The following is a 20820-nucleotide window of genomic DNA, read 5'->3' as shown; positions in this document are numbered from 1 at the left end:
GGCGTTTCAGTTTGATTTGAAAAGAAACACCCCGCAGGCCCTTATTTTATCAACAGATCATTTTCGACAAGGACATATTCACAATGTTTGACCAGCGCGAAAAGATTGCTCTTTTTATCGACGGCGCTAATCTTTATGCAACCTCACGCGCACTTGGTTTCGACATAGATTATCGAAAATTGCTGGGCTGGTTTAAAAATCAGGGTTATCTGTTGCGCGCCTATTACTATACGGCACTGATGGAGGATCAGGAGTATTCTTCGATCCGCCCGCTGATCGACTGGCTGGACTATAATGGCTACAAGGTGGTGACCAAGCCCGCCAAGGAATTTATCGATGCCGCGGGGCGGCGCAAATTCAAGGGCAATATGGACATCGAACTCACCGTCGATGCATTTGAACTTGCTGATGTGATTGATCATTACGTCATCTTTTCAGGCGATGGCGATTTCCGTACTCTGGTGCAGGCATTGCAAAGACGGGGCCGCAAGGTCTCTGTGGTTTCCACCATGGCCTCGCAATCATCCATGATTTCCGACGAATTGCGCCGTCAGGCAGACCATTTCATCGATCTGATGTCCCTAAAAAACGAGGTTGGCCGTGCACAAGCGCCGCGTCGACCAGAATCGGAACAGATGGACGATGACGGGGAAGAGGATGAATAAGGCGAGCAATCTGTTGCAGGCTCCCACCGATCCCGACCCCGACTGCCCAATCTGCCCCCGGCTGCATGATTTTATTGCACAATGGCGCATTCAAGAACCCGACTGGTTTAATGCACCAGTGCCACCCTTTCTGCCGCTGGATGGCCGAAAAACCGTGCGCCTGCTCATTGTCGGGCTGGCGCCGGGCTTGCGCGGAGCCAATCGAACCGGACGCCCCTTTACCGGTGACTATGCGGGCGATTTGCTTTATTCAACGCTGATCCGGTTTCATCTGGCGCGTGGCCGTTTCGAGGCGCGCCCCGATGACAGCCTTGAACTGATCGATACAGCCATCGTCAATGCGGTGCGCTGTGTGCCGCCGCAAAACAAGCCGACCGGGCCTGAAATCACCAACTGCCGGGCTTTTCTCATCCCCACCATTCAAAGCTTTCCCAATCTGACTGCGGTGCTGGCATTGGGCACAATTGCCCATCAATCCATGGTGCGCACGCTGGGCGGCAAAGTGTCAGCCCATCCTTTCAAACATGGAGGCCGCTATGAAATCGGCGGGCTGACGCTGTTTTCCAGCTATCATTGCTCACGCTACAACACCAATACAGGTGTGTTGACGCCGGAAATGTTTGCCAGCGTGTTTCGTGATATTGCCGATTTTCTGAACATCCGGCCAGAACAGGTTTTTTAGAACATTTTGTTCCGGTCGCATTCTTGCGACGTCAGATGCAAGCATCTGACTGCAAAATGCTTCAGCCGCGCTCTTTAAGCAGGCGGCCCTTTTCCCGGTTCCAGTCACGCTGTTTTTCGGTTTCGCGCTTGTCATGCAGTTTTTTGCCGCGCGCCACCGCAAGCAGCAGCTTGGCGCGGCCGCGATCGTTGAAATAGATTTTCAACGGCACCAGCGTCATGCCTTCGCGATCAACGCTTTGCCACAGGCGCGACAATTCTCGCTTCGAGACCAGCAGCTTGCGGCGGCGGCGCGGCTCATGATTAAAGCGATTGGCCTGAAGATATTCCGGCAGATAGGAATTGATCAGCCACAATTCACCGCCTTCCACCGAAGCGTAAGATTCCTGGATATTGGCATGGCCACCGCGCAAGGACTTGACCTCGGTGCCGCTCAGCACCAGGCCGGTCTCGAGCGTGTCGAGCACCTCATAAGAATAGCGTGCCTTGCGGTTTTCCGCGGCAACCTTGTTATTGGGATCGGCTTTCCGGTTCTGGCTCATAATGCGCAAATGGCGTATCGGCCTCAGTTTATCAAGCCGGCACTTTTCATGGCCGCATCGATCTGTGCCTGCGCCTCAGCTTCAGCCGTCATAAGAGGCGAGCGTACGACATTTTCAATATGGCCCAGTCTTGACAGCCCATATTTGGCCCCGGCAACACCCGGATCAAGAAAGATCGCCTTATGAAGCGGCAATAAAATATCCTGCAATTCCAGCGCGCGCGCCATGTTTCCCGACAATGTCGCCTGCTGGAACTGCGCACATAAGCGCGGCGCGACATTGGCAGTCACCGAAATGCAGCCAACGCCACCATGGGCGTTAAAACCCAGCGCCGAGGCATCCTCGCCCGAAAGCTGAATAAAATCCTTGCCACAGGTCGCGCGCTGTTCCGAAACGCGCTCCACCTTGCCGGTTGCATCCTTGACACCGATAATATTTGTAAAATCATGCGCCAGCCGCCCCATCGTCTCGGGCGTCATGTCAATCACGGAACGCGGCGGAATGTTGTAGATGATGATCGGCAATGTCGTGGCTTGCGCAACCGTGGCAAAATGCTCGTAAAGCCCGCGCTGGGTCGGCTTGTTGTAATAGGGTGTGACCACCAGAACCGCATCGGCGCCAACATTTTGTGCATGCTGGACCAGTTCGACAGCTTCCTTGGTGTTGTTGGAACCGGCCCCGGCAACAACCGGAACGCGCCCCTTTGCCACCTCGACGCAAAGCTCGACCACACGGTGATGCTCCTGATGCGAAAGCGTTGGCGATTCACCTGTGGTGCCGACAGGCACCAGCCCTGTCGTGCCTTCTTCGATTTGCCATTCCACAAGTTTGCGAAAGGCTTTCTCGTCGAAATTCCCGTTCGTGTCGAACGGCGTGACGAGCGCGGTGAGCGAGCCTCTCAGCATGAAATCCAACTCCTTGGAAGTTTCTTTTAAAAACCCGGTGATCGGGCAAGATGATGGCTTCTAACGCAAACCCTGCCAAGGCACCATAGGACAGGCTCCAGAAATTATTCTTTTAAGGCCAGGACCTGTTCAAGAGACAGGCTTTATCTTTCCCTGTTTCTTGAAATCCTTGCATAATTCTATATCCGTTTTGTTGTTTTAGAGCGCCGTGCGTCCTGTCGGACGCACAAAGGACGCTCTAACTCTTTGAATCAGCATCGGAATTATCCAAAAACCGATTCCACTTTTTGGTCCGATGCTCTAATTTTGCATGTCTGCTGCGCAAGTCAGGAATAATGACCATGAACACAACCGAACCCATTCGTATCGCCATTGTCGGCCATGGAAATCTTGGGCGCGGAGTTGAAGCGGCCATGAAACATAATCACGACATGCGCCTGACCGGGATCTATACACGCCGCCCCCCTGCCCGGCTTAAGCCGCTAAACCCTGAAACACCTGTCTTTGCCATTGAAGAGCTAGACCAGCACACCGACCGCATTGACGTTCTGATCTTGTGTGGAGGCTCCAGACAGGACCTGCCGCAACAGGGCCCAAAATATGCGACCTTGTTCAATACGGTTGACAGTTTTGACACCCATGCGCGCATTCCCGATTATTTTTCAGCCGTGGATGCAGCCGCAAAACCCAACGCCAAGACAGCGCTGATTTCGGCAGGATGGGATCCGGGCATGTTCTCCATCAACCGGGTGCTTGGCGAAGCGCTTTTGCCCAATGGGGAAACGCACACTTTCTGGGGTGACGGCTTGAGTCAGGGTCATTCCGATGCCCTGCGCCGCGTTCCCGGTGTTGCAGGCGCTGTGCAATATACACGGCCCGTTCCAGCAGCAGTCGAACAGGCGCGCAGCGGCTTGCGCTTGCCCCTCACCACCCGCGAAAAACACAGGCGCGACTGTTTTGTTGTGCTGGATGAAGGTGCCGACCCGGAAATTGTGCGTCAGGCAATCGTCACCATGGAGCATTATTTTGTCGATTATGACACAATAGTGAACTTCATCAGCGCCGAAGAACTGGCCCGCGACCATTCTGCAATGCCCCATGGCGGCTTTGTCATCCGCAGCGGACACACTTCTGAAAACATCACCCAGACAATTGAATACAGCCTCAAGCTTGAGAGCAATCCGGAATTTACCTCAAGCATTCTGGTTGCCTATGCCCGTGCCGTGCACCGCCTGCATGCTATGGGCCAATATGGGGCCAAAACAGTGTTTGACGTGCCCCCCGGGCTGCTTTCTGTCAAAAGCGCAGAACAATTGCGCGCAGACTATTTGTAACTTTTCAAGAGACGATATTTTCAAAGCAGGCTCGTGAATTTTCAGATTCATGAACCTGCTTTAAGACTTTGTTTTTACGCATGTCTCTCGAACTTAAAGCCTGTCTCCCGAGCTGGGAACCAGTTTCGGGGTAAAGACATGCGTAATAATAACTTAAAGCGTGTCGCGTGAATCTGAAAGATTGCGACACGCTTTAAGAACCAGTTTCAAGAATCTTCAACAGGGCGTCTTTTTTCCTGTAATATAACCGTCAAACAGCAAGCCTATTTCTGACCTTGAACACCAATGCGAATCAAGGTCTGCACCAGTGGTCTGGCCCCCTGATCGCAGGAGGGCTGGCTTGTGAAAATTGCAATTATCGGTACCGGATATGTTGGGCTGGTTTCGGCCGCCTGCCTTGCAAGCTGGGGACATGAGGTCGTCGGCATCGACAAGGATGCAGGCAAGATCGCCAGTTTGCGGCAAGGCATCATGCCGATTTATGAGCCGGGCCTTGAAGAATTGATCAGTCAGGCCGTCGGACAAGGGCTGCTTTCCTTTACAACCAGTGCCGCGCCCGCAATTGCGGGGGCCGACATCGTCATGATTGCGGTGGGAACCCCGCCAAGGCTGCGCGACGGTGAAGCCGACCTTTCCTTTATCTATGCGGCAGCAAAAGAGATTGCGGCATCGCTCAATGGCTTTACCGTGGTGGTGACCAAATCCACCGTTCCCGTCGGCACCGGCGATGACATTGAGCGCATCATTGCCAGAACGCGCCCCGATGCCCGTTTTGCGATTGCATCAAACCCGGAATTCCTGCGTCAAGGCAGCGCCGTTGCCGACTTCCAGGCACCTGACCGCGTGGTCATTGGCGTTGATGACGAGCGGGCGGGCGTCCTGTTGCAGGAGCTTTACGAGCCGTTGCGGCTTCAGGGCATTCCGGTCATGACCACGCAGAGGCGCACCTCCGAACTGATCAAATACGCCGCCAATGCCTTTCTGGCGGTAAAAATCTCCTACATCAACGAAATGGCGGACCTGTGCGAGAGCGTTGGGGCAGATGTGCGCGATGTGGCGCTTGGCATGGGGCTCGACCGGCGCATCGGTGCGGCATGTCTTCATGCCGGTCCCGGATATGGCGGCTCCTGCTTTCCAAAAGACACGCTTGCCCTGCTTCGCACCTCGCAGGACCATGGGGTGTCGCTGCGCATCATTCAGGAATCAATCGTTGCCAATGATGCGCGCAAACGGCGCATGGCGCTAAAAGTCCTGAATGCGCTTGGCGGAAATTCAGAGGGCCGCAGCGTTGCCATTTTAGGCCTCACCTTCAAACCGGAAACCGACGATATGCGCGAGGCAGCCTCGATCCCGCTGATCGAGGCCTTGCAAAGGGTCGGCCTGCATATCCGCGCCCACGATCCTCAGGGCATGGCCAATGCACGCAGCCTGCTGAACGATGTTGAATTCTTCGATGATCCTTATGAATGCGCTTCCGGTGCCGATGTCGTGGTGATGATGACCGACTGGAAGGCGCTGAAACGGCTTGATCTGGGCAGGCTGGCGCAGGTGGTAAGAAACCGGGTGCTGGTTGATTTTCGCCATGTCTTTGATCCTGTCGAAGCGCGCCAGCACGGCTTTTCATTGAGCACGATCGGTGTGCAGCAAGAAGCAGCCCCCGAAATGACAAAACAGGCCCCGCCTGTTGTCACCCGCATCCGCCATCACACTCCTGTCATGCAAAACAGGTGATATGCCGCTCATGGAAACTTCTGCCAATGACAAATCACCCCCCATGCCGGAAGGCCGCAAATACCGGGCCTTGTTCATTTCCGACCTTCATCTGGGCATGCGCGGCAATCAGGCCGAGGCACTGCTGGAATTTTTGAAACATCATGACGCCAGGACCATCTATCTGGTCGGCGACATTGTTGATGGCTGGAAACTGCGCTCAGGCTGGCACTGGCCGCAAAGCCATAATGACGTTGTGCAAAAATTGCTGCGCAAGGTGCGCAAGGGCACCAGAATCATCTATATTCCCGGCAATCATGATGAATTCCTGCGCGAATTTTACGGCCTGCATTTTGGCGGCATCGAGGTGCAGGAAACAGCGGTGCACGAGGCAGCCGATGGCAAGCGCTACCTCGTCATTCATGGCGATATATTCGATGTGGTTGTGCGCCATGCCCGATGGCTGGCCTATCTGGGCGACTGGGCCTATGAGGCGGCGCTCAAGCTTAGCACCTATGTCAACCTGATCCGGCGCAAGCTCGGCTTCACCTACTGGTCCTTGTCAGCCTGGGCCAAGCACAAGGTCAAGAATGCCGTCAGTTTTATCGGAAAATTTGAAGAGACACTGACTGCCGAAGCACGGCGCCATGATGTCGATGGTGTCATCTGCGGCCATATTCACAGCGCCGCCATGCGCGATTTCGACGGTTTTACCTATATCAATACCGGTGACTGGGTTGAAAGCTGCACAGCCGTAGTCGAGCATGAGGATGGGCGGATGGAAATCATCCAATGGGCGACAATGAGCCGGTTGCTCAATGAGCAGCGTTCGCTTGTTCTTGCGCCCTGGCGGCGGCGGGCGGCGTAAACGATATGCGTATTCTTATCGTCACCGATGCCTGGCGCCCGCAAGTCAATGGCGTGGTGCGTACCCTTGAAAAACTTGCCGAGGCGCTGCACCAGCAGGGCGTCGAGGTGGAGTTCCTGACACCTGAAGGCTACCCGACGCTGCCGCTGCCGTCTTACCGGGAGATCAGACTGGCGCTGGTCACGCCACGGCAGATTGGCAGGCGCATCAAGGATGTCGCGCCCGACATCATCCATATCGCCACAGAAGGTCCGTTGGGGATTTTGGCACGGCGCGCCTGTCTTGCCAGCAAAAAACCATTCACCACCAGCTATCACACGCGGTTTCCTGAATTTTTGAGCGCCCGAACGCCGGTGCCGGAAAGCTGGAGCTATGCCTGCATGCGCCGCTTCCACAATGCCGGTCAGGGGATGTTGGTGGCGACACCCTCGCTGGAAATGGAACTGGACGCAAAAGGCTTCACCAATCTCAGGCTGTGGACACGCGGGGTGGATACGCAGCTTTTCAACCCCGCAAAAAGAGTTGAGCTTGATCTGCCACGCCCGATTTTTTTGAATGTTGGCCGCGTTGCGGTGGAAAAAAACCTGCCGGCTTTTCTTGATCTCGACCTGCCGGGCAGCAAGGTGGTGGTGGGCGATGGCCCCGACATGGCCCAGTTGAAAGCACGCTATCCAGACGTGCATTTCCTTGGCACGCGCCTCGGCGAAGAACTGGCGGGCATTTATGCGGCAAGCGATATTTTTGTTTTTCCCAGCCGCACCGACACATTTGGCAATGTGCTGCTGGAGGCTCTGGCCAGCGGCTGTCCGGTTGCGGCCTATCCGGTGACCGGCCCCATCGATATTGTCAGCAATTTCCAATGTGGCGTGCTGTCGGATGATTTGCGCGTGGCCGCACTCGCAGCCCTTGATATACCACGAGAAAACGCCCGCAACCGTGCGCTCGCCTATAGCTGGGCGGAATGTGCCGCACAATTTCTGTCACATCTTCGACCCGGCGCAAATCAGGCGGCAGCCTGAATTTCCCAAGAGGACACACCCGATGTCAGGCGCTCTCACTTTTCACAAGGCGGCGACAGACCCGAATGGACCGACAAGGCTTGACAAGGCCGTGCGGCAAAACCCGCTTTTCTCCGAAGCAGGCCTGTCTGAACGGCTTTTTGCTCATGTTTTCAAAGGGCTGGTCTATCCACAAATATGGGAAGACCCCGATGTGGACATGCAGGCCCTCAAGATCAGGCCCGGCGACCGCATCGTCACCATCGCCTCAGGCGGCTGCAATGCTCTTTCCTACCTGATTGCCGATCCGGCAAGCGTCGAGGCGGTTGACCTCAACACGGCGCATGTTGCCTTCAACCGGCTGAAACTGGCTGCGGCCACCCATTTTGACGACTATGAGACCTTCTACCGCTTTTATGGCAAGGCAAACGATAAACAAAATATCGCCGCCTATCAGCGCTTCATCCGGCCGCATCTGGATGCAACAAGCCGGGCCTATTGGGAGAAGCGGACCTTGTCTGGCCGCCGCCGCATCTCGATATTCTCACGCAATTTATACAGGCACGGCTTGCTTGGCGACGCCATCATCGACCGCGAAACGTGGGACCGCGTACACGCCATTCTGCAGGAAAGCCCGCGCAAGCGCGCCGCCCGCACCCGCGCCGCGACGCCCGCGTTGCTGAAGGGACTGCTGTTCGGCCCCGATGGCGCAGCGTTTTCGCCGACGCACACCCGCAAGGGCGACAGGCTCTACCGCTACTACGTCAGCCAGACGTTGTTGAAGCATGGGGCCGGATCCTGCCCCATCGGCCGCGTGCCCGCGGGCGAGATCGAGGCCGCGGTCTTCGACCAGCTGCGCGCCGTGTTCCGCCAGCCCGAGATCGTGGCCGGGACGTGGGAGGCGGCGAGCGCCCACGCCAGCGACATCACCGAAGCCGACGCCCGCGCCGCCCTGCAGCAGATCGACCCGCTGTGGGACGAACTCTTCCCCGCCGAGCAGGCGCGTATCGTGGCGCTGCTGATCGAGCGCGTGGACATCGGCACGGATGGACTCAACGTCCGGCTGCGCATGGATGGTCTGGGGAGCCTCGCCCGCGAGATGCGGGCTGGAGACATGGGAGCGGCCGCATGACCCGCGAGCCGCCGATCCCCGAGACCATGACGCTCCACGTTCCGTTCCGCATCGTGAAGCGCGGCGGGCGCAAGGAGATGCAGCTTCCCCATGGCGTACGGCCAGACCGGAGGACGGACAACACGCTGGTCAAGGCACTGGCCCGCGCGTTTCGCTGGAAGCGTCTGCTGGAGTCGGGTGAGTTCGCTACCATCGCCGAACTGGCCGAACGCGAGGGGATCGCGACGTCCTACATGACCCGCGTCCTACGGCTCACGCTGCTCGCGCCTGACATCATCGACGCGATCCTGGACGGGAAGCAGGGGCCGGAGGTGACGCTGGCGCGGGTACTTGAGCCATTTCCGACGGATTGGGAACAACAGTGTTCAATATGGATGCCAAATGATCGTCATGCGGTTAATAAATGAAATGCCATAATTCAACTTGCATCCTGACACTCACATTCTTTTCGGCGTGGGCGAGGTCCACCTGTACGAACGCTGCTGGGCAATCAATCAAGTGGCGGAGGGAAAGGGACTGCGATCGAACCTTCTCCGTGATAAGTGCTTGTTTTTCTTCCATAAATTATACGCCGGCACCACAAATCCTGTATAGACAGAATAGAGTGTCCTAAGTTTAAATGATACGTCCTCCGCCAGATCAGCTTGGGTCCAGCGGAGGATGGCGTTCAGTGGCTCAGGCCCGCGGCTATCATGCCCGCACCTCCTGCCGCTGGAACACGACATAGGCGAGCGTGAACAGGACCAGCATCGCGGCGATCAGGCCGGAGATCTGGGGCCAGACGATCAGCAGGCTCTGCATGGTCGGTAGCGGTGCGCCGATCACCGCGCCCTGCATCTGGTGCATGAATAGTGGCCCGACGGAGCGCGCGGCCGGGTCGAGCAGCAGCCCCGTTATCTCTCCGTAGAGCGTCTGTGGCGAGACGCGGGCAATCGCCTGCTGCCACTCAAAGCGGTTGAGCACGCTCGTCGGATCAAACGGGTCGATCGGCGCGACGATGCCGGCCAGCAGCGGCGCGATCATGCCCCAGAACACCGTCAGCACCAGCCAGACCGACAGCGCCGCCAAGGCCGAGGTGGCAGGCGAGCGGATGACGGTCGAGAATGCGATGGCAAGCGCGAGCCAGACACCGGCATAGGCGACCGTCGCGGCAAGCCACGAGATGCCGCGCACGATATCCGCGCCCGACGGCGGCAGGCCTAGGAAAAGCATGCCGAGCCCGACCATCATCAACCAAAGCGTCAGCAATGCGATTGCGATGACCAACAGGCCGCCAAGGAATTTTCCGAATAGCACGGCGTCGCGATAGATCGGCTGGGCAAGCAGCCGGCTCATGGTGCGCCGGTTGAACTCGCCGTTGATGGCGTCGAAGCCGAGCGCGATCGCTACTAGCGGCAGCAGGAAGCCGAGGAAGGCGGCAAAGGACGGCAGCGGTTCACGCGCCACGGTGAACAGCTTGAGGAACAGATAGGCGTCCTCGGCGGTTGTCTCGCGGATTCGGTCGATGGCGCCGTACACCGCGCCGATCGCGGTGAGAAGCACCAGTAGCATGATGAGATGCATGCGGGCGCTGGTCATATGATCGGCGGCTTCCTTGAGCGCGACCGTGCCGACGCCCCTGAACGGAGAATCTTCACGCTGCATTGGCAACCTCCCTGAAATAGCGGTTGTAGGCGTCGTCGAGGCGGGCGCGGCGCAGGTCGAGGTTCTTCAGTCTGCCGCCGGCCTCGACCACGAGTTTTGCAAGATCGGACCGCACGTCACGCGTCGCCTCGACCTGCCAGAGGCCGTGGGAGGCGGCTGCAACCGACGTCACGCCGTCGGTCTTGTCCGCGAGTTGGCCGAGGTCGATCCCATCGGCCTCAACATCGATGACGAAGGAACCGTGCCCGATCTTCGTGGCCAGTTCCTCGATGGTGCCGAAGAAGCCGATGCGCCCCTTGTTGAACAGCGCCACGCGGCTGCATATCGACTGCACCACGTCGAGCATATGCGAGGACAGCAGGATGGTCATGCCGCCGCGCGACAGGTCGAGGATGAGGTCGAGCAGTTCCTGCGTCGATTGCGGATCGAGGCCCGAGGTCGGCTCGTCGAGGATCGCTATCCTGCAGTCGCGCATCAGCAATTCGGCAATGCCGAGGCGCTGGCGCATGCCCCGCGAATAGGTGGCGACCGGACGGTCCGCGCCTTCCGTCAGCCGCACCTTGTCGAGTGCTGCCGCGATGCGCTCCTTCGCCGGTTCGCGCGACATGCCGGCGAGCTTCGCCGTATAGGCGAGGTTTTCCCTGCCGGTCATCGTGTCGTAGAAGCCGACGGAGTCCGGCAGGTAGCCGACCTCGCGCTTGACCTCCAGTGGCCGGCGCAGCGGGTCCTTGCCGAGAATGCTGACGCTTCCTTCGCTTGCTTCGGTCAGACCGAGCAGCATCAGGATCGTCGTGGTCTTGCCGGCGCCGTTTGGGCCAAGCAGGCCGATCACCTCACCCTGGTTGACGGAGAGGTCGATGCCGGCCACGGCCACCGCGTCGCCATAGCGCTTGGCAAGGCCCTTCGCTTCGAGAACGATCGTACTCATCGCCGCCCATACCTCATGACTGCACCGCCCAGCACCAGAACCGCGACGGCGATCACGCCAAGCCCGGCAGCGCCCCACAGGGTGGAGGTCTTCACAGTAACGCGGAACTGCACGTTTTCGGAGACGGTGTCGTTGGAGGCCCGCACCGACACCATGTAATCGCCGGCGATCGCCTGTTCAGACGGGGTGATTTTTACATTGACCTCGCCGGTGGAGTTCGGCGCGATCTGGGCAACTTCCTTCGGCTCGAACTCGACGGTCCAACCGGAGGGCGGCGTGGCGGAAAGCTCCAGATCGGTCGCGGGAGCAGTTCCGGTGTTGACGAGCGTGAAGGTGAAGCTCGACTCCCTGCCGGCTACCGCCTCGCCAGACAGGCGCTCCTGCGGGCCGACGATGGCGAGTTGCGGTTCGCCTGTTACGTCGAGACTGAGCTGGGTGGTCCCGGAAAGCCCTTCGCCGGAAACCTCGAACCCGGCTTCATAGCGCCCGGCCGCGACCCCACGCGATGGGATCACCTCCATTGTCACCGTCTCCGTGGCGCCTGCGGCGATGGGCAGGCCGGTGATCTCTTCCGAGCCATAACCCTTCTTGAAGCGTGTCTGGAAGCCGGCCGGCACGCTGGCTGTCAGATTGAACAGCCCGTCTTCCGCACCTTCGTTCTTCACCTTGATCTTGAAGGAGAAGGTCGAGCGCGCTGTGCCGCGTAACGCAGGCAATTCGGGCTCAAGCGAAAGGCCGGAGGCGGCCTCCTCGGTTTCCGACAGGCGTACCACAAGCGGCAGGGTCACCGTCTCAGTTGCGGTGCGGGCGCGGACCTCGATGGCATGTTCGCCGTCGGTGGAAGCACCTTCCGGCGGGGTGAGTTCGAGCGTCAGCCGCTCGGTCGAATCCGGCGAGACGATCGCTGCCGTCACCTCGCGGCCGCCGCCCTTCAGTGACCACGCCCAGCCTTCCGGCACGCCCGACACTTCGATCGTGGCGCGCTGGGGCGGCAGCTTTTCATTGCGCAACGACAGCGAAACCGACTGTGTTTCGCCCGGCTTGATGGTCATCTCGGGCCAGGACGTCGTCAGCCAGAAGCCGCTGAGTTCGGCAGATTGCTGCGCCGCAGGAGTTTCCTGTGCGCCAAGCGGCAGCGGCGCCATCAGCGTTGCGCCGAGCGCGGCTGCCATCAATGTTGCGGTAAATGTCCTCATCATGTTCTCCCCTATTCACAACGAACAGTCAGCAAAGCGGAAGGCACGCCCTAACGAATGACGAGCAGGAGCCGCGCCCCTCCGCGGAAAAGTTCGAACGCGATTGTGCCGCGCGTTTCGCCGAGCAGCCGCGTCAGTTCGGCCACGGTCCCGACCGGCCGGCGGTTGACGGCGACGATGACGTCGCCGGTGCGCAGACCTGCCTGTGCGGCGGGACTGCCCGGAGCCACGTTAGCGACCAGCACGTTGCCGGACGCATCCTGGAAATCCGCACCGGCCAGACGGTCGGGCATGGCTCTCGCCGAGGCGCGCGAGGGACCTGTTTCGCCACTCACCGTCATGGTGGCGGTCTGGCGGATGCCCTCGCGCAGATAGGCGATCTCCACCCGCGAGCCCGCGGGCGACAGGCCGATGCGGTTGCGCAAATCTGCCGAACCTGCGATCTCGCGCCCGTCGACGGCGACGATAATGTCACTGGCCTGAATGCCGGCTTCGGCAGCGGGCGAGCCGTCTTCAACGCTGGCGACAACGGCGCCGAAGCTGGCATCGATGCCCAGAGCCTCGGCAAGGTCGGGCGTCAGGTCCTGGATCGAGACGCCGATGCGTCCGCGCCGGACCTCGCCATGCGCGATTAGCTGCGTCATCACCGCCGATGCCATGTCGATGGGAACGGCGAAGCCGATGCCGACATTGCCGCCGGCCGGCGCGATGATCGCGGTGTTGATACCGACAAGCTGGCCGTTCGCCGTCACCAGCGCGCCGCCCGAATTGCCGGGATTGATCGAGGCGTCGGTCTGGATGAAGTCTTCATAGCCTTCGACGTTCAGCCCGCTGCGGCTCAGCGCGCTGACGATGCCGGAGGTGACGGTCTGGCCGAGCCCGAACGGATTGCCGATGGCGACCACATTGTCGCCGACGCGCAGACGCGACGGATCGCCCAGCCGCAGGGCGGTCAGGTTTGACGCATCAACCCTGAGCAGGGCGATGTCGGTCGCCTTGTCGCTGCCGACCAGTTCGGCCGTGAAGCGGCGGCGATCCTTCAGCGTCACCGCGATCTCGCTCGCGCCGTCGACGACATGGTGGTTGGTGAGAATGTAACCCTTGTCCGCGTCGACGATGACGCCGGACCCGGCGCTCATGCGGGGCCTTTGCTGCGGCATCTGCGGCAGGTCGAAGAAGCGCCGGAAATAGGGATCGTTGAAGAGCGGGTTGGTTTCGGCAGACGCGCGAGACGTGACCGCGATGTTGACCACCGCGGGCGTGATCTCCTCCAGAACATCGGGCAACGAACGCTCGACACGCACGCCGGATGCCACATCCTGTGCGGCAACGGGCGGCACAGCGCCACCGGAAAACGACAATGCAAGGCACGTGAGAAGGATGGCGACAATCTGCGGGGCGCGAGGCAGGCCGATGAACATTGTCGATCTCCCGATATTTTTCCTTCGTGTAGGATACGGCGCTGCCGTCGCACCGGAAGAGATCTTCCGCCGCCGGTCATTCCCGCGCCTGGTTCGATTGGAAATGAACCCCGCCCGGAGGCGAGGTTCCCGGATCATTGTGGCCGGCCGTCTCGCGAGAGGGACGACACCTGCGCCGCCGCATGGAACATCAGCGCCGAGGCCGCCGTGCGCCGATCCCATCCAGCCATCACCAGCCTGTCGAGCAAAGATTCGAACAGCGGGGCCAATGCCATGCGCGCTTCCGCATCGTGCGACAGGAACTCGGCCGGGGGATGATGCGGCACAGGCACACGGTCAAAGTCTGGCATGAGGCTCATGTCAGTCTCCAATCTATGCTTTGCTCCTGACCGCTCCCGACATGGGAGCGGTCACTTTCAGCGCGAGATGGTCAGAAGTCCATGCCGCCCGCGGGCATCGCCGGGGCTGCTTCCTTCTTCGGCTTTTCAGCGATCATCGCCTCGGTGGTCACCAGCAAGCCGGCGACGGACGCCGCGTCCTGCAAGGCAGTACGCACCACCTTGGCCGGGTCTATGACCCCCTGTGCGAAGAGATCGCCATACTCGTCGGTCTGGGCGTTCCACCCGTAAGCAAAATCGGGCTTCTCCCGCAGCTTGCCGACGATGATCGAACCTTCGGCGCCGGCATTTTCGGCGATCTGGCGCACCGGCGCCTCGATGGCCCGGCGCACGATCTCCACGCCGTGCTTCTGGTCGACATTGTCGGTCTGGATACTGTCGAGTGCCTTCTGCGCACGCAGCAGCGCCACGCCGCCGCCCGGCAGAATACCCTCCTCAACAGCCGCGCGGGTCGCATGCAACGCGTCATCGACGCGGTCCTTCTTCTCCTTGACCTCGACCTCGGTCGCACCGCCGACGCGGATCACCGCGACGCCGCCGGCGAGCTTGGCCAGCCGCTCCTGAAGCTTCTCGCGGTCGTAATCGGAGGTCGTCTCCTCGATCTGCGCCTTGATCTGCTTCACGCGGCCTTCGATCTCGGCTTTTGAACCAGCGCCATCGACGATGGTGGTGTTCTCCTTCTCGATGACGACCTTCTTGGCGCGGCCGAGCATCTCCAGCGTGACATTCTCCAGCTTGATGCCGAGATCCTCGCTGATCGCGGTGCCGCCGGTGAGGATGGCGATGTCCTCCAGCATGGCCTTGCGGCGATCGCCGAAGCCCGGCGCCTTGACGGCCGCGACCTTCAAGCCACCGCGCAGACGGTTGACGACCAGCGTGGCCAGCGCCTCGCCCTCGACATCCTCGGCGATGATGACCAGCGGCTTGCCGGACTGGACGACCGCTTCGAGCACGGGAAGCATGGCTTGAAGGTTGGAGAGCTTCTTTTCATGGATAAGGACATAGGGATCCTCGAACTCGACCCGCATCTTGTCCTGATTGGTGATGAAGTAGGGCGAGAGATAGCCGCGGTCGAACTGCATGCCCTCGACCACTTCCAGCTCGGTCTCAGCAGTCTTGGCTTCCTCGACGGTGATGACGCCCTCATTGCCGACTTTCTGCATCGCTTCCGCGAGGAAACGTCCGATCTCGGAATCACCATTGGCGGAGATGGTACCGACCTGGGCGATCTCGTCGTTCTTCGAGATCTTGCGCGCATTGGCTTTGAGTTCGGCGACAACCGCGTCCACAGCCTTGTCGATGCCACGCTTCAGGTCCATCGGGTTCATGCCCGACGCGACGGCCTTGGCGCCTTCCTTGACGATGGCCTGCGCCAGAACGGTCGCGGTCGTGGTGCCGTCGCCGGCCAGATCGTTGGTCTTGGAGGCAACTTCGCGAACGAGCTGCGCGCCCATGTTCTCGAACTTGTCCTCGAGCTCAATTTCCTTGGCGACGGAAACGCCGTCCTTGGTGATACGCGGCGCGCCGAACGATTTGTCGATGACGACGTTGCGTCCCTTGGGGCCGAGCGTCACCTTGACGGCATTGGCGAGAATGTCGACGCCGCGCAGCATCTTCTCGCGGGCTTCGGTGTTGAATTTGACTTCTTTGGCAGCCATTGGATCACTCCTTCTATAGGCAGCTTTCATTGACTGGTTGATGATCGAAGAATCCGTCAGGCGGCCTTCTTCAGCGTGGCGGTCTGCTCGATCACGCCCATCACGTCGCTTTCCTTCATGATGAGCAGGTCTTCGCCGTTCAGCCGGATCTCGGTGCCGGACCATTTGCCAAACAGGATGCGGTCCCCGACCCTGACGTCGAGCTCAATGATCTTGCCCGCATCGTCGCGGGCACCGGGGCCGACCGCGATCACTTCGCCTTCGCTCGGCTTTTCCTTGGCAGTGTCAGGAATGATGATGCCACCGGCCGACTTTTCTTCGGCTTCGATGCGGCGGACCAGGATACGGTCATGCAATGGACGGAACGTCATATCGTTCTCCTTTCAGGACAAACAGATTGTGAGAGGTCCCTGCGCTCCGGTCCGCTGAGAACCAGAGCGAGGCCGCGCAACCCTTAACGGCGTTACGCGCATATCGATCTGGTTTCGATGAATTGAGATTTCAAGAGGAAAGAATAAAAAATTATCACTCACCTCGACCGGCTGCTAGCAGCATGAAAACATGTAATAATTTGCTTGTCGGGCATAACAGATATCTTGAAATTTTGTGCATATGAGCCAAAATCCTTTCATCAGCGTGCATCATGCGCACGCCTGGCAATCTTGAGACAGATCGGAGTTTTGGAACAACACGACAGGAAGGAGGGCAACGATGCGTAGAAGCGGTTTTTCGATGATCATTCCATCACTCGCGCCACGAGCCGAAGACATTGCGCTAGACCGGCTCTTGTCGCCAGCCTGCCACTACCGGCATCCCGAGGATGTGCTGCGCGACGACACGCTCGAACGCAGCGAAAAACGCGCTATCCTGGCATCATGGGCATCTGATGCGTGCGCTGTTGAGTCAATGCCGACGCTACGCCAGCCGCCGGGTGCGGATAAGCCAGTTTCGTTCGATATCATCATGGACGCGCTGCGGCGTCTTGATCGCGACGACATCGGGGCGGACGATGCCGTATGCGGATCCGCAGACCATCACCATCGTCTTCACGCATGAAACGACAAAGGAGAGACATATGCCAGCGATCGTCAGTCGTGAATTCCGGATGCAGATGGAAGGCTACGGCCTGACCACAGCCGAAATCCACTATCACCTGCCGGATCACCCGAGCCTGTTGCAGGTCTATGTCTGGCAGGATTACGACCTCGCCCCGAAATTTCCCGAACTGCGCGGCTTTCTGGACTACTGGACCGAGACGCTGGAGGGCGCGCTGCACTCCGTGCGCGTCGCCCACCACCGTCTGATCCAGCCATCAGAATGGAAAGCCGTCGACGGGATCATATCCGTTCACTGAAGCCCGGCGGGAATTCCCTGATAGCTACCGAGAGTACCCCGAACTCGCGTGCGTCGTGCTCCCTGAACGAGGCCCGCTCGCATTGCAGCCTTCATGAAGCTCCGGCGCGCCTCCTTCGCAGAGCGCCATCCGTCGAGTGCGTCCCGACAGGCAGCAATGGCATTCCGCCAACGACGTCCACGTGCCCAGTCCGGCCATTCGCGCTCAAGGCATTCCAGTGCTTCGAAGCTTGTGGCCACTTTCCGAAATCCGGTATGTGGCATACGCAGAATTACTGGCTCAGTGAACATAATGTCAGCCATTACTTTCTCCTTGTTTTCTGATCGTCTTTTAAGAGCAAGCAACTGATCGTTCTGAACGATCATGGATGATCTGGGCATCCCAACGTGCCTCTTCAACCCTCCATCCGCAGCTCAGTCCAGGCCGTCATCATCAGGTTCAAGCAGATCGATGAGTTGGCCGACGCGCGTGCCCGGCAGCGGTCGCCCTTCGCTCATCAACGCCTCATCATTGTGGAGCCAATTCCAGGCCTCGCGAAGTTCATCCGCGCTTGCCCCGGTTGCGACAAGCGTGGCAGCCAGATCGTCATCTATATGGCCAAGGACTGAAACGATGTCTTCATAGGTCATGGCAGGTCTCCATTCATATTAACAACCAACTCATCAGATGGTGGAGTTGTTCTCAAATTCCAGCAGGCTGAAATCGCTGTAGAAATTTTCTGCCGTCACCCTCTTGAAACTCTGAAATGAAGGAACCAGATCGATTGTGCGCCGCTGCCACTACGGGGCGGCGCCGGCCAAAAGCCGTACAATCTTGTACCCATGTTGCTTCAAGGAGGATGTGGCTATGAGAACCACTTTCGATTTTTCTCCCCTGTTCCGGTCGAGCATCGGCTTCGACCGTCTGGTCAATGCGCTGGAGGCAGCCAGCCGCGCCGAGAGCATCGACAACTGGCCGCCCTATGACATCGCAAAGACTGACGAAGAGGACTACCGCATCACCATGGCGGTGGCCGGCTTCAGCGAAGACGAGCTTTCCATCACGCAGGAGCAAAACATGCTTCTCGTGGCGGGCAGCAAAACCACCGACGAGAATGCGCAGTATCTGCATCGCGGCATTGCCGGACGCTCGTTCCAGCGTCGCTTCCAGCTCGCCGACCACGTACGAGTTGAAGGCGCGACTCTCGTCAACGGCCTCCTGACAATCGATCTTCGGCGTGAGATCCCGGAGGAGATGAAGCCTCGTCGGATTGCGATCTCGTCGCAGGAGAAGACGATGCAGATTGAATCCTCTTCGCACACCAACGAGCAGATCGCAGCCTGACGCTTTTGTCAGTCTACGGATCGCCAGCGCCGGGCCACGCGTCCGGCGCCATCGGCGAAGCTGTGTCCAATTGTTCAGAACAGAAGGAGAGTAACCATGAACGTACGTGACCTGATCCCCTGGGGCCGTGACACGAGCAGCAATCAGGCTCCCGCTGTCTATCGTGAAGAGGACCGCAATCCGTTCCTGTCGCTGCACCGGGAAGTCAATCGCCTGTTCGATGATGTCTTTCGCTCGTTTGATCGAAACCTGCCAGCTTTTGACTCTCTGGCTTCCTTCGGACGGGGGTGGCCAAGCCTCGAAATCTCCGAGACTGAAAAGGAGGTCCGCATAACCGCGGAAGTGCCAGGTCTGGAGGAAAAGGACATCGAACTGGTTCTGGATGACGGTGTGCTGACGCTAAGAGGCGAAAAGCGATCTGAGACCGAGGACAAGGACAAGCAGTTCTCGGAACGCTTCTACGGCCGTTTCGAGCGCCGTATCCCGGTTGGAAGGGAAATCGTCGAGGACAAGATCGACGCCAGGTTCAGGAATGGCGTGCTCAACCTCGTCCTTCCCAAGACCGAAAAGGCACAGTCGCAGGTAAAACGCATAGCGATCAAGAGCTGACGACGGTTTCTGCGCCGGCGGGTTCGTTGCGCCCGTCGGCGCCGACCTTCACCGATCACGGAGGAAGAACCATGAACATTGCTGCAAGAAGGACATCAATGGCAGATGGTCCTGTCGACCGGGCCGTGCCGGGAGCCAACGACAATCGTCGCACGATGCTGTCAATGGGACGCTCCTTATTCCCCAGCGATGCCGTGGCCAGGATCTACCGCCCATCTCGCTCGGCGACTACCAGTGCTCCGCCGCGCGATCAATGGAAGCTCGTGCTCGAGGCGCGCAGCCCGTCTTTTATCGAACCGCTCATGGGCTACACCGGCAGCCGGGACACACTGAAGCAGGTCGATCTTAAGTTCCCGACGCTGGCGTCTGCGATCCGTTACGCGCAGCGGCAGGGTCTTTGCTATGTCGTGGACGTACCAAAGGATAAGGCTAGGATTACCATGGATAAGTCTGGAGAAAAGCGAAACACATTCTCCGATGCGACGCTCGGCAAGCTTGGCCTCGCCGGGCTTTCGGACAAGTACCGTCGGGCCATGTCGAATGACGCCAATCGCAATGATGGGGATGGCGGCTGGGCTTCGCCGATTGATGTCGTGACTGACAACCGGCTCTGGTAGCGATTTTCCGGGCCGATAAAATGTTGTTGGACAACCTCTAGGTCTTAAATCCGTTTTGGCAGCATCACAACGGAATCGACGGCTTCGAAGATTGGGAGGAGAAATTCAGGAGTGCGTCGCGAACCTTTACGCAGGCCTTTCAGGCCGGCGATACTGCCAAGGTCCTGAGCTTCGTGTTCGACAGGCTATATGTTCTACGAAATCAGCTTGTGCACGGTGGCTCCACTTGGAACAGCGGTGTAAACCGGGCACAGGTACGGGACGGCGCTGCCATCCTTGGTTTCCTAATGCCTGTTTTTGTTGATCTGATGATGGACAATCCTGAGAAAGATTGGGGCAGGCCATTCTATCCAGTGATTGATTAATCCCTCGGGAAGCCAAGGTGTGGCCTGGTCATGTCACCCTTCGATCATCCTCCTCACATCCTGCACCGCACATACGATCTGGCGCCGTAACAGCAACGCGATGATGAGGCCGCCCAGCGCGAGCGCGCCGATGGCGATGACAGTCTGCCAGTCCATGCCGGCGAGCGCTGCAAGTCCGGCACCACCCGACCCGAAAATGGTGGTGATCCAGCTCCACTGATCGGTACGCTTGCGGATTTCAGCTTCGACGCTGACGGGAAGGACGGGCTTGTCGATTTCTTTCTCGACCACAATTTCGCGTGCAGGTTGGCTGGCGCCATGACGTTCTCGGACCTCGGCCAACACCTCACGCACGCGATCTGGGCTGACGGCAACATTCTGGCCAGCATATGCGCCGTCGCCGGAGATTGTTGGCAGAGACGCCCATTCATGGGCAAGGTTGTTGATCAGCGTATCTTCTGAGAGCCGGCCT

At 59.1% G+C, this 20820-nt stretch carries 24 protein-coding genes and 1 pseudogene; 13 read left to right on the top strand and 12 right to left on the bottom strand.

What is annotated here, in order from left to right:
- Nucleotides 1–83 precede the first annotated feature (83 nt).
- A complete protein-coding gene (locus ACFPLB_RS06955) occupies nt 84–665 on the top strand; it encodes a LabA-like NYN domain-containing protein (protein ID WP_378228645.1) in 582 nt (193 codons plus the stop codon).
- On the top strand, nt 658–1347 hold the full coding sequence (locus ACFPLB_RS06950) for a uracil-DNA glycosylase (RefSeq protein WP_378228644.1): 690 nt from the start codon (nt 658–660) through the stop codon (nt 1345–1347). The genes ACFPLB_RS06955 and ACFPLB_RS06950 overlap by 8 nt, the downstream gene beginning before the upstream one ends.
- Before the next feature lie 61 nt (nt 1348–1408).
- On the opposite strand, the gene smpB is transcribed toward ACFPLB_RS06950, so the two are convergent.
- Nucleotides 1409–1888, bottom strand: a complete 480-nt coding sequence (gene smpB / locus ACFPLB_RS06945; RefSeq protein ID WP_378228643.1) for an SsrA-binding protein SmpB — start codon at nt 1886–1888, stop codon at nt 1409–1411.
- Between the two features lie 23 nt (nt 1889–1911).
- Nucleotides 1912–2793, bottom strand: a complete 882-nt coding sequence (gene dapA, locus ACFPLB_RS06940; RefSeq protein ID WP_378228642.1) for a 4-hydroxy-tetrahydrodipicolinate synthase — start codon at nt 2791–2793, stop codon at nt 1912–1914.
- 341 nt (nt 2794–3134) lie between these two features.
- Between dapA and ACFPLB_RS06935 the strand changes: the two genes are divergently transcribed.
- The 6 genes from ACFPLB_RS06935 (at nt 3135) to ACFPLB_RS06910 (ending at nt 9242) form a co-directional block, all read left to right on the top strand.
- On the top strand, nt 3135–4127 hold the full coding sequence (locus ACFPLB_RS06935) for a diaminopimelate dehydrogenase (protein ID WP_378228641.1): 993 nt from the start codon (nt 3135–3137) through the stop codon (nt 4125–4127).
- A gap of 342 nt (nt 4128–4469) precedes the next feature.
- Nucleotides 4470–5858, top strand: coding sequence for a UDP-glucose dehydrogenase family protein (locus ACFPLB_RS06930; RefSeq protein ID WP_378228640.1), 1389 nt, complete (start codon nt 4470–4472; stop codon nt 5856–5858).
- A gap of 10 nt (nt 5859–5868) precedes the next feature.
- On the top strand, nt 5869–6705 hold the full coding sequence (locus tag ACFPLB_RS06925; protein ID WP_378228639.1) for a UDP-2,3-diacylglucosamine diphosphatase: 837 nt from the start codon (nt 5869–5871) through the stop codon (nt 6703–6705).
- A gap of 5 nt (nt 6706–6710) precedes the next feature.
- The gene (locus tag ACFPLB_RS06920; protein ID WP_378228638.1) at nt 6711–7724 is read left to right on the top strand and encodes a glycosyltransferase family 4 protein; all 1014 of its coding nucleotides are present in this window, start codon (nt 6711–6713) and stop codon (nt 7722–7724) included.
- Nucleotides 7725–7746: 22 nt separating this feature from the next.
- The gene (locus ACFPLB_RS06915; protein WP_378228637.1) at nt 7747–8835 is read left to right on the top strand and encodes a DUF3419 family protein; all 1089 of its coding nucleotides are present in this window, start codon (nt 7747–7749) and stop codon (nt 8833–8835) included.
- Nucleotides 8832–9242, top strand: coding sequence for a hypothetical protein (locus ACFPLB_RS06910; protein WP_378228636.1), 411 nt, complete (start codon nt 8832–8834; stop codon nt 9240–9242). The genes ACFPLB_RS06915 and ACFPLB_RS06910 overlap by 4 nt, the downstream gene beginning before the upstream one ends.
- Before the next feature lie 283 nt (nt 9243–9525).
- Here ACFPLB_RS06910 and ACFPLB_RS06905 read toward each other — a convergent pair whose 3' ends face one another.
- The 7 genes from ACFPLB_RS06905 to ACFPLB_RS06875 all read right to left on the bottom strand — a co-directional run bounded on the left by ACFPLB_RS06905 (nt 9526) and on the right by ACFPLB_RS06875 (nt 16451).
- The gene (locus tag ACFPLB_RS06905; RefSeq protein ID WP_378228635.1) at nt 9526–10479 is read right to left on the bottom strand and encodes an ABC transporter permease; all 954 of its coding nucleotides are present in this window, start codon (nt 10477–10479) and stop codon (nt 9526–9528) included.
- Complete coding sequence (locus ACFPLB_RS06900) at nt 10469–11407, bottom strand: ABC transporter ATP-binding protein (RefSeq protein ID WP_378228634.1); 939 nt, start codon at nt 11405–11407, stop codon at nt 10469–10471. Before ACFPLB_RS06900 ends, ACFPLB_RS06905 begins: the two co-directional genes overlap by 11 nt.
- Nucleotides 11404–12606 carry a COG1470 family protein gene (locus ACFPLB_RS06895; protein ID WP_378228633.1) on the bottom strand — a complete coding sequence of 401 codons (1203 nt, stop codon included), beginning with the start codon at nt 12604–12606 and terminating at the stop codon, nt 11404–11406. Before ACFPLB_RS06895 ends, ACFPLB_RS06900 begins: the two co-directional genes overlap by 4 nt.
- A 47-nt stretch (nt 12607–12653) precedes the next feature.
- Complete coding sequence (locus ACFPLB_RS06890; RefSeq protein WP_378228632.1) at nt 12654–14024, bottom strand: DegQ family serine endoprotease; 1371 nt, start codon at nt 14022–14024, stop codon at nt 12654–12656.
- 134 nt (nt 14025–14158) lie between these two features.
- Entirely contained in the window at nt 14159–14383 is a 225-nt protein-coding gene (locus ACFPLB_RS06885) for a hypothetical protein (protein ID WP_109708004.1), read from the bottom strand.
- Between the two features lie 71 nt (nt 14384–14454).
- Nucleotides 14455–16080 (bottom strand): chaperonin GroEL, encoded by a 1626-nt coding sequence (gene groL, locus ACFPLB_RS06880; protein WP_378228631.1) that lies wholly within the window; start codon nt 16078–16080, stop codon nt 14455–14457.
- Between the two features lie 56 nt (nt 16081–16136).
- On the bottom strand, nt 16137–16451 hold the full coding sequence (locus tag ACFPLB_RS06875; protein WP_378228630.1) for a co-chaperone GroES: 315 nt from the start codon (nt 16449–16451) through the stop codon (nt 16137–16139).
- Nucleotides 16452–16791: 340 nt separating this feature from the next.
- Here ACFPLB_RS06875 and ACFPLB_RS06870 point away from each other — a divergent pair, with 340 nt between their 5' ends.
- A complete protein-coding gene (locus tag ACFPLB_RS06870; protein ID WP_378228629.1) occupies nt 16792–17136 on the top strand; it encodes a hypothetical protein in 345 nt (114 codons plus the stop codon).
- Between the two features lie 19 nt (nt 17137–17155).
- Nucleotides 17156–17434, top strand: coding sequence for an usg protein (locus ACFPLB_RS06865; protein WP_109708007.1), 279 nt, complete (start codon nt 17156–17158; stop codon nt 17432–17434).
- On the opposite strand, the gene ACFPLB_RS06860 is transcribed toward ACFPLB_RS06865, so the two are convergent.
- Together ACFPLB_RS06860 and ACFPLB_RS06855 are read right to left on the bottom strand one after the other, a co-directional pair.
- A complete protein-coding gene (locus ACFPLB_RS06860) occupies nt 17428–17724 on the bottom strand; it encodes a DUF982 domain-containing protein (protein ID WP_378228762.1) in 297 nt (98 codons plus the stop codon). The two genes, ACFPLB_RS06865 and ACFPLB_RS06860, sit on opposite strands and share 7 nt — an antisense overlap.
- Before the next feature lie 123 nt (nt 17725–17847).
- A complete protein-coding gene (locus ACFPLB_RS06855; protein WP_378228628.1) occupies nt 17848–18063 on the bottom strand; it encodes a hypothetical protein in 216 nt (71 codons plus the stop codon).
- A gap of 217 nt (nt 18064–18280) precedes the next feature.
- Here ACFPLB_RS06855 and ACFPLB_RS06850 point away from each other — a divergent pair, with 217 nt between their 5' ends.
- The 3 genes from ACFPLB_RS06850 to ACFPLB_RS06840 all read left to right on the top strand — a co-directional run bounded on the left by ACFPLB_RS06850 (nt 18281) and on the right by ACFPLB_RS06840 (nt 19983).
- A complete protein-coding gene (locus ACFPLB_RS06850; protein ID WP_378228627.1) occupies nt 18281–18757 on the top strand; it encodes an Hsp20 family protein in 477 nt (158 codons plus the stop codon).
- 96 nt (nt 18758–18853) lie between these two features.
- Nucleotides 18854–19366, top strand: a complete 513-nt coding sequence (locus tag ACFPLB_RS06845) for an Hsp20/alpha crystallin family protein (RefSeq protein WP_378228626.1) — start codon at nt 18854–18856, stop codon at nt 19364–19366.
- Between the two features lie 71 nt (nt 19367–19437).
- Nucleotides 19438–19983, top strand: coding sequence for an NADH dehydrogenase ubiquinone Fe-S protein 4 (locus ACFPLB_RS06840; RefSeq protein ID WP_378228625.1), 546 nt, complete (start codon nt 19438–19440; stop codon nt 19981–19983).
- A 398-nt stretch (nt 19984–20381) separates the two neighbouring features.
- Here ACFPLB_RS06840 and ACFPLB_RS06835 read toward each other — a convergent pair.
- Nucleotides 20382–20820 (bottom strand): annotated as a pseudogene (locus ACFPLB_RS06835) (hypothetical protein); the annotation flags it as partial.

Origin of the sequence: Aquamicrobium segne (genome assembly GCF_042656785.1) — a bacterium.
GTDB classification, from domain to species: Bacteria; Pseudomonadota; Alphaproteobacteria; order Rhizobiales; family Rhizobiaceae; genus Mesorhizobium; species Mesorhizobium segne.
Note: the sequence above shows the minus strand (reverse complement) of the source record. Positions and strands in the feature narration are given on the sequence as shown.

Coding starts and splice junctions, on each gene's coding strand:
- ACFPLB_RS06935 (WP_378228641.1), top strand. CDS start 3,135: ATGAACACAACCGAACCCATTCGTATCGCCATTGTCGGCCATGGAAAT.
- ACFPLB_RS06925 (WP_378228639.1), top strand. CDS start 5,869: ATGGAAACTTCTGCCAATGACAAATCACCCCCCATGCCGGAAGGCCGC.
- ACFPLB_RS06950 (WP_378228644.1), top strand. CDS start 658: ATGAATAAGGCGAGCAATCTGTTGCAGGCTCCCACCGATCCCGACCCC.
- ACFPLB_RS06920 (WP_378228638.1), top strand. CDS start 6,711: ATGCGTATTCTTATCGTCACCGATGCCTGGCGCCCGCAAGTCAATGGC.
- ACFPLB_RS06850 (WP_378228627.1), top strand. CDS start 18,281: ATGAGAACCACTTTCGATTTTTCTCCCCTGTTCCGGTCGAGCATCGGC.
- ACFPLB_RS06955 (WP_378228645.1), top strand. CDS start 84: ATGTTTGACCAGCGCGAAAAGATTGCTCTTTTTATCGACGGCGCTAAT.
- groL (WP_378228631.1), bottom strand. CDS start 16,080: ATGGCTGCCAAAGAAGTCAAATTCAACACCGAAGCCCGCGAGAAGATG.
- ACFPLB_RS06910 (WP_378228636.1), top strand. CDS start 8,832: ATGACCCGCGAGCCGCCGATCCCCGAGACCATGACGCTCCACGTTCCG.
- ACFPLB_RS06900 (WP_378228634.1), bottom strand. CDS start 11,407: ATGAGTACGATCGTTCTCGAAGCGAAGGGCCTTGCCAAGCGCTATGGC.
- ACFPLB_RS06870 (WP_378228629.1), top strand. CDS start 16,792: ATGCGTAGAAGCGGTTTTTCGATGATCATTCCATCACTCGCGCCACGA.
- dapA (WP_378228642.1), bottom strand. CDS start 2,793: ATGCTGAGAGGCTCGCTCACCGCGCTCGTCACGCCGTTCGACACGAAC.
- ACFPLB_RS06915 (WP_378228637.1), top strand. CDS start 7,747: ATGTCAGGCGCTCTCACTTTTCACAAGGCGGCGACAGACCCGAATGGA.
- ACFPLB_RS06840 (WP_378228625.1), top strand. CDS start 19,438: ATGAACATTGCTGCAAGAAGGACATCAATGGCAGATGGTCCTGTCGAC.
- ACFPLB_RS06895 (WP_378228633.1), bottom strand. CDS start 12,606: ATGATGAGGACATTTACCGCAACATTGATGGCAGCCGCGCTCGGCGCA.
- ACFPLB_RS06865 (WP_109708007.1), top strand. CDS start 17,156: ATGCCAGCGATCGTCAGTCGTGAATTCCGGATGCAGATGGAAGGCTAC.
- ACFPLB_RS06885 (WP_109708004.1), bottom strand. CDS start 14,383: ATGAGCCTCATGCCAGACTTTGACCGTGTGCCTGTGCCGCATCATCCC.
- ACFPLB_RS06855 (WP_378228628.1), bottom strand. CDS start 18,063: ATGACCTATGAAGACATCGTTTCAGTCCTTGGCCATATAGATGACGAT.
- ACFPLB_RS06860 (WP_378228762.1), bottom strand. CDS start 17,724: ATGTTCACTGAGCCAGTAATTCTGCGTATGCCACATACCGGATTTCGG.
- ACFPLB_RS06905 (WP_378228635.1), bottom strand. CDS start 10,479: ATGCAGCGTGAAGATTCTCCGTTCAGGGGCGTCGGCACGGTCGCGCTC.
- ACFPLB_RS06890 (WP_378228632.1), bottom strand. CDS start 14,024: ATGTTCATCGGCCTGCCTCGCGCCCCGCAGATTGTCGCCATCCTTCTC.
- ACFPLB_RS06875 (WP_378228630.1), bottom strand. CDS start 16,451: ATGACGTTCCGTCCATTGCATGACCGTATCCTGGTCCGCCGCATCGAA.
- smpB (WP_378228643.1), bottom strand. CDS start 1,888: ATGAGCCAGAACCGGAAAGCCGATCCCAATAACAAGGTTGCCGCGGAA.
- ACFPLB_RS06845 (WP_378228626.1), top strand. CDS start 18,854: ATGAACGTACGTGACCTGATCCCCTGGGGCCGTGACACGAGCAGCAAT.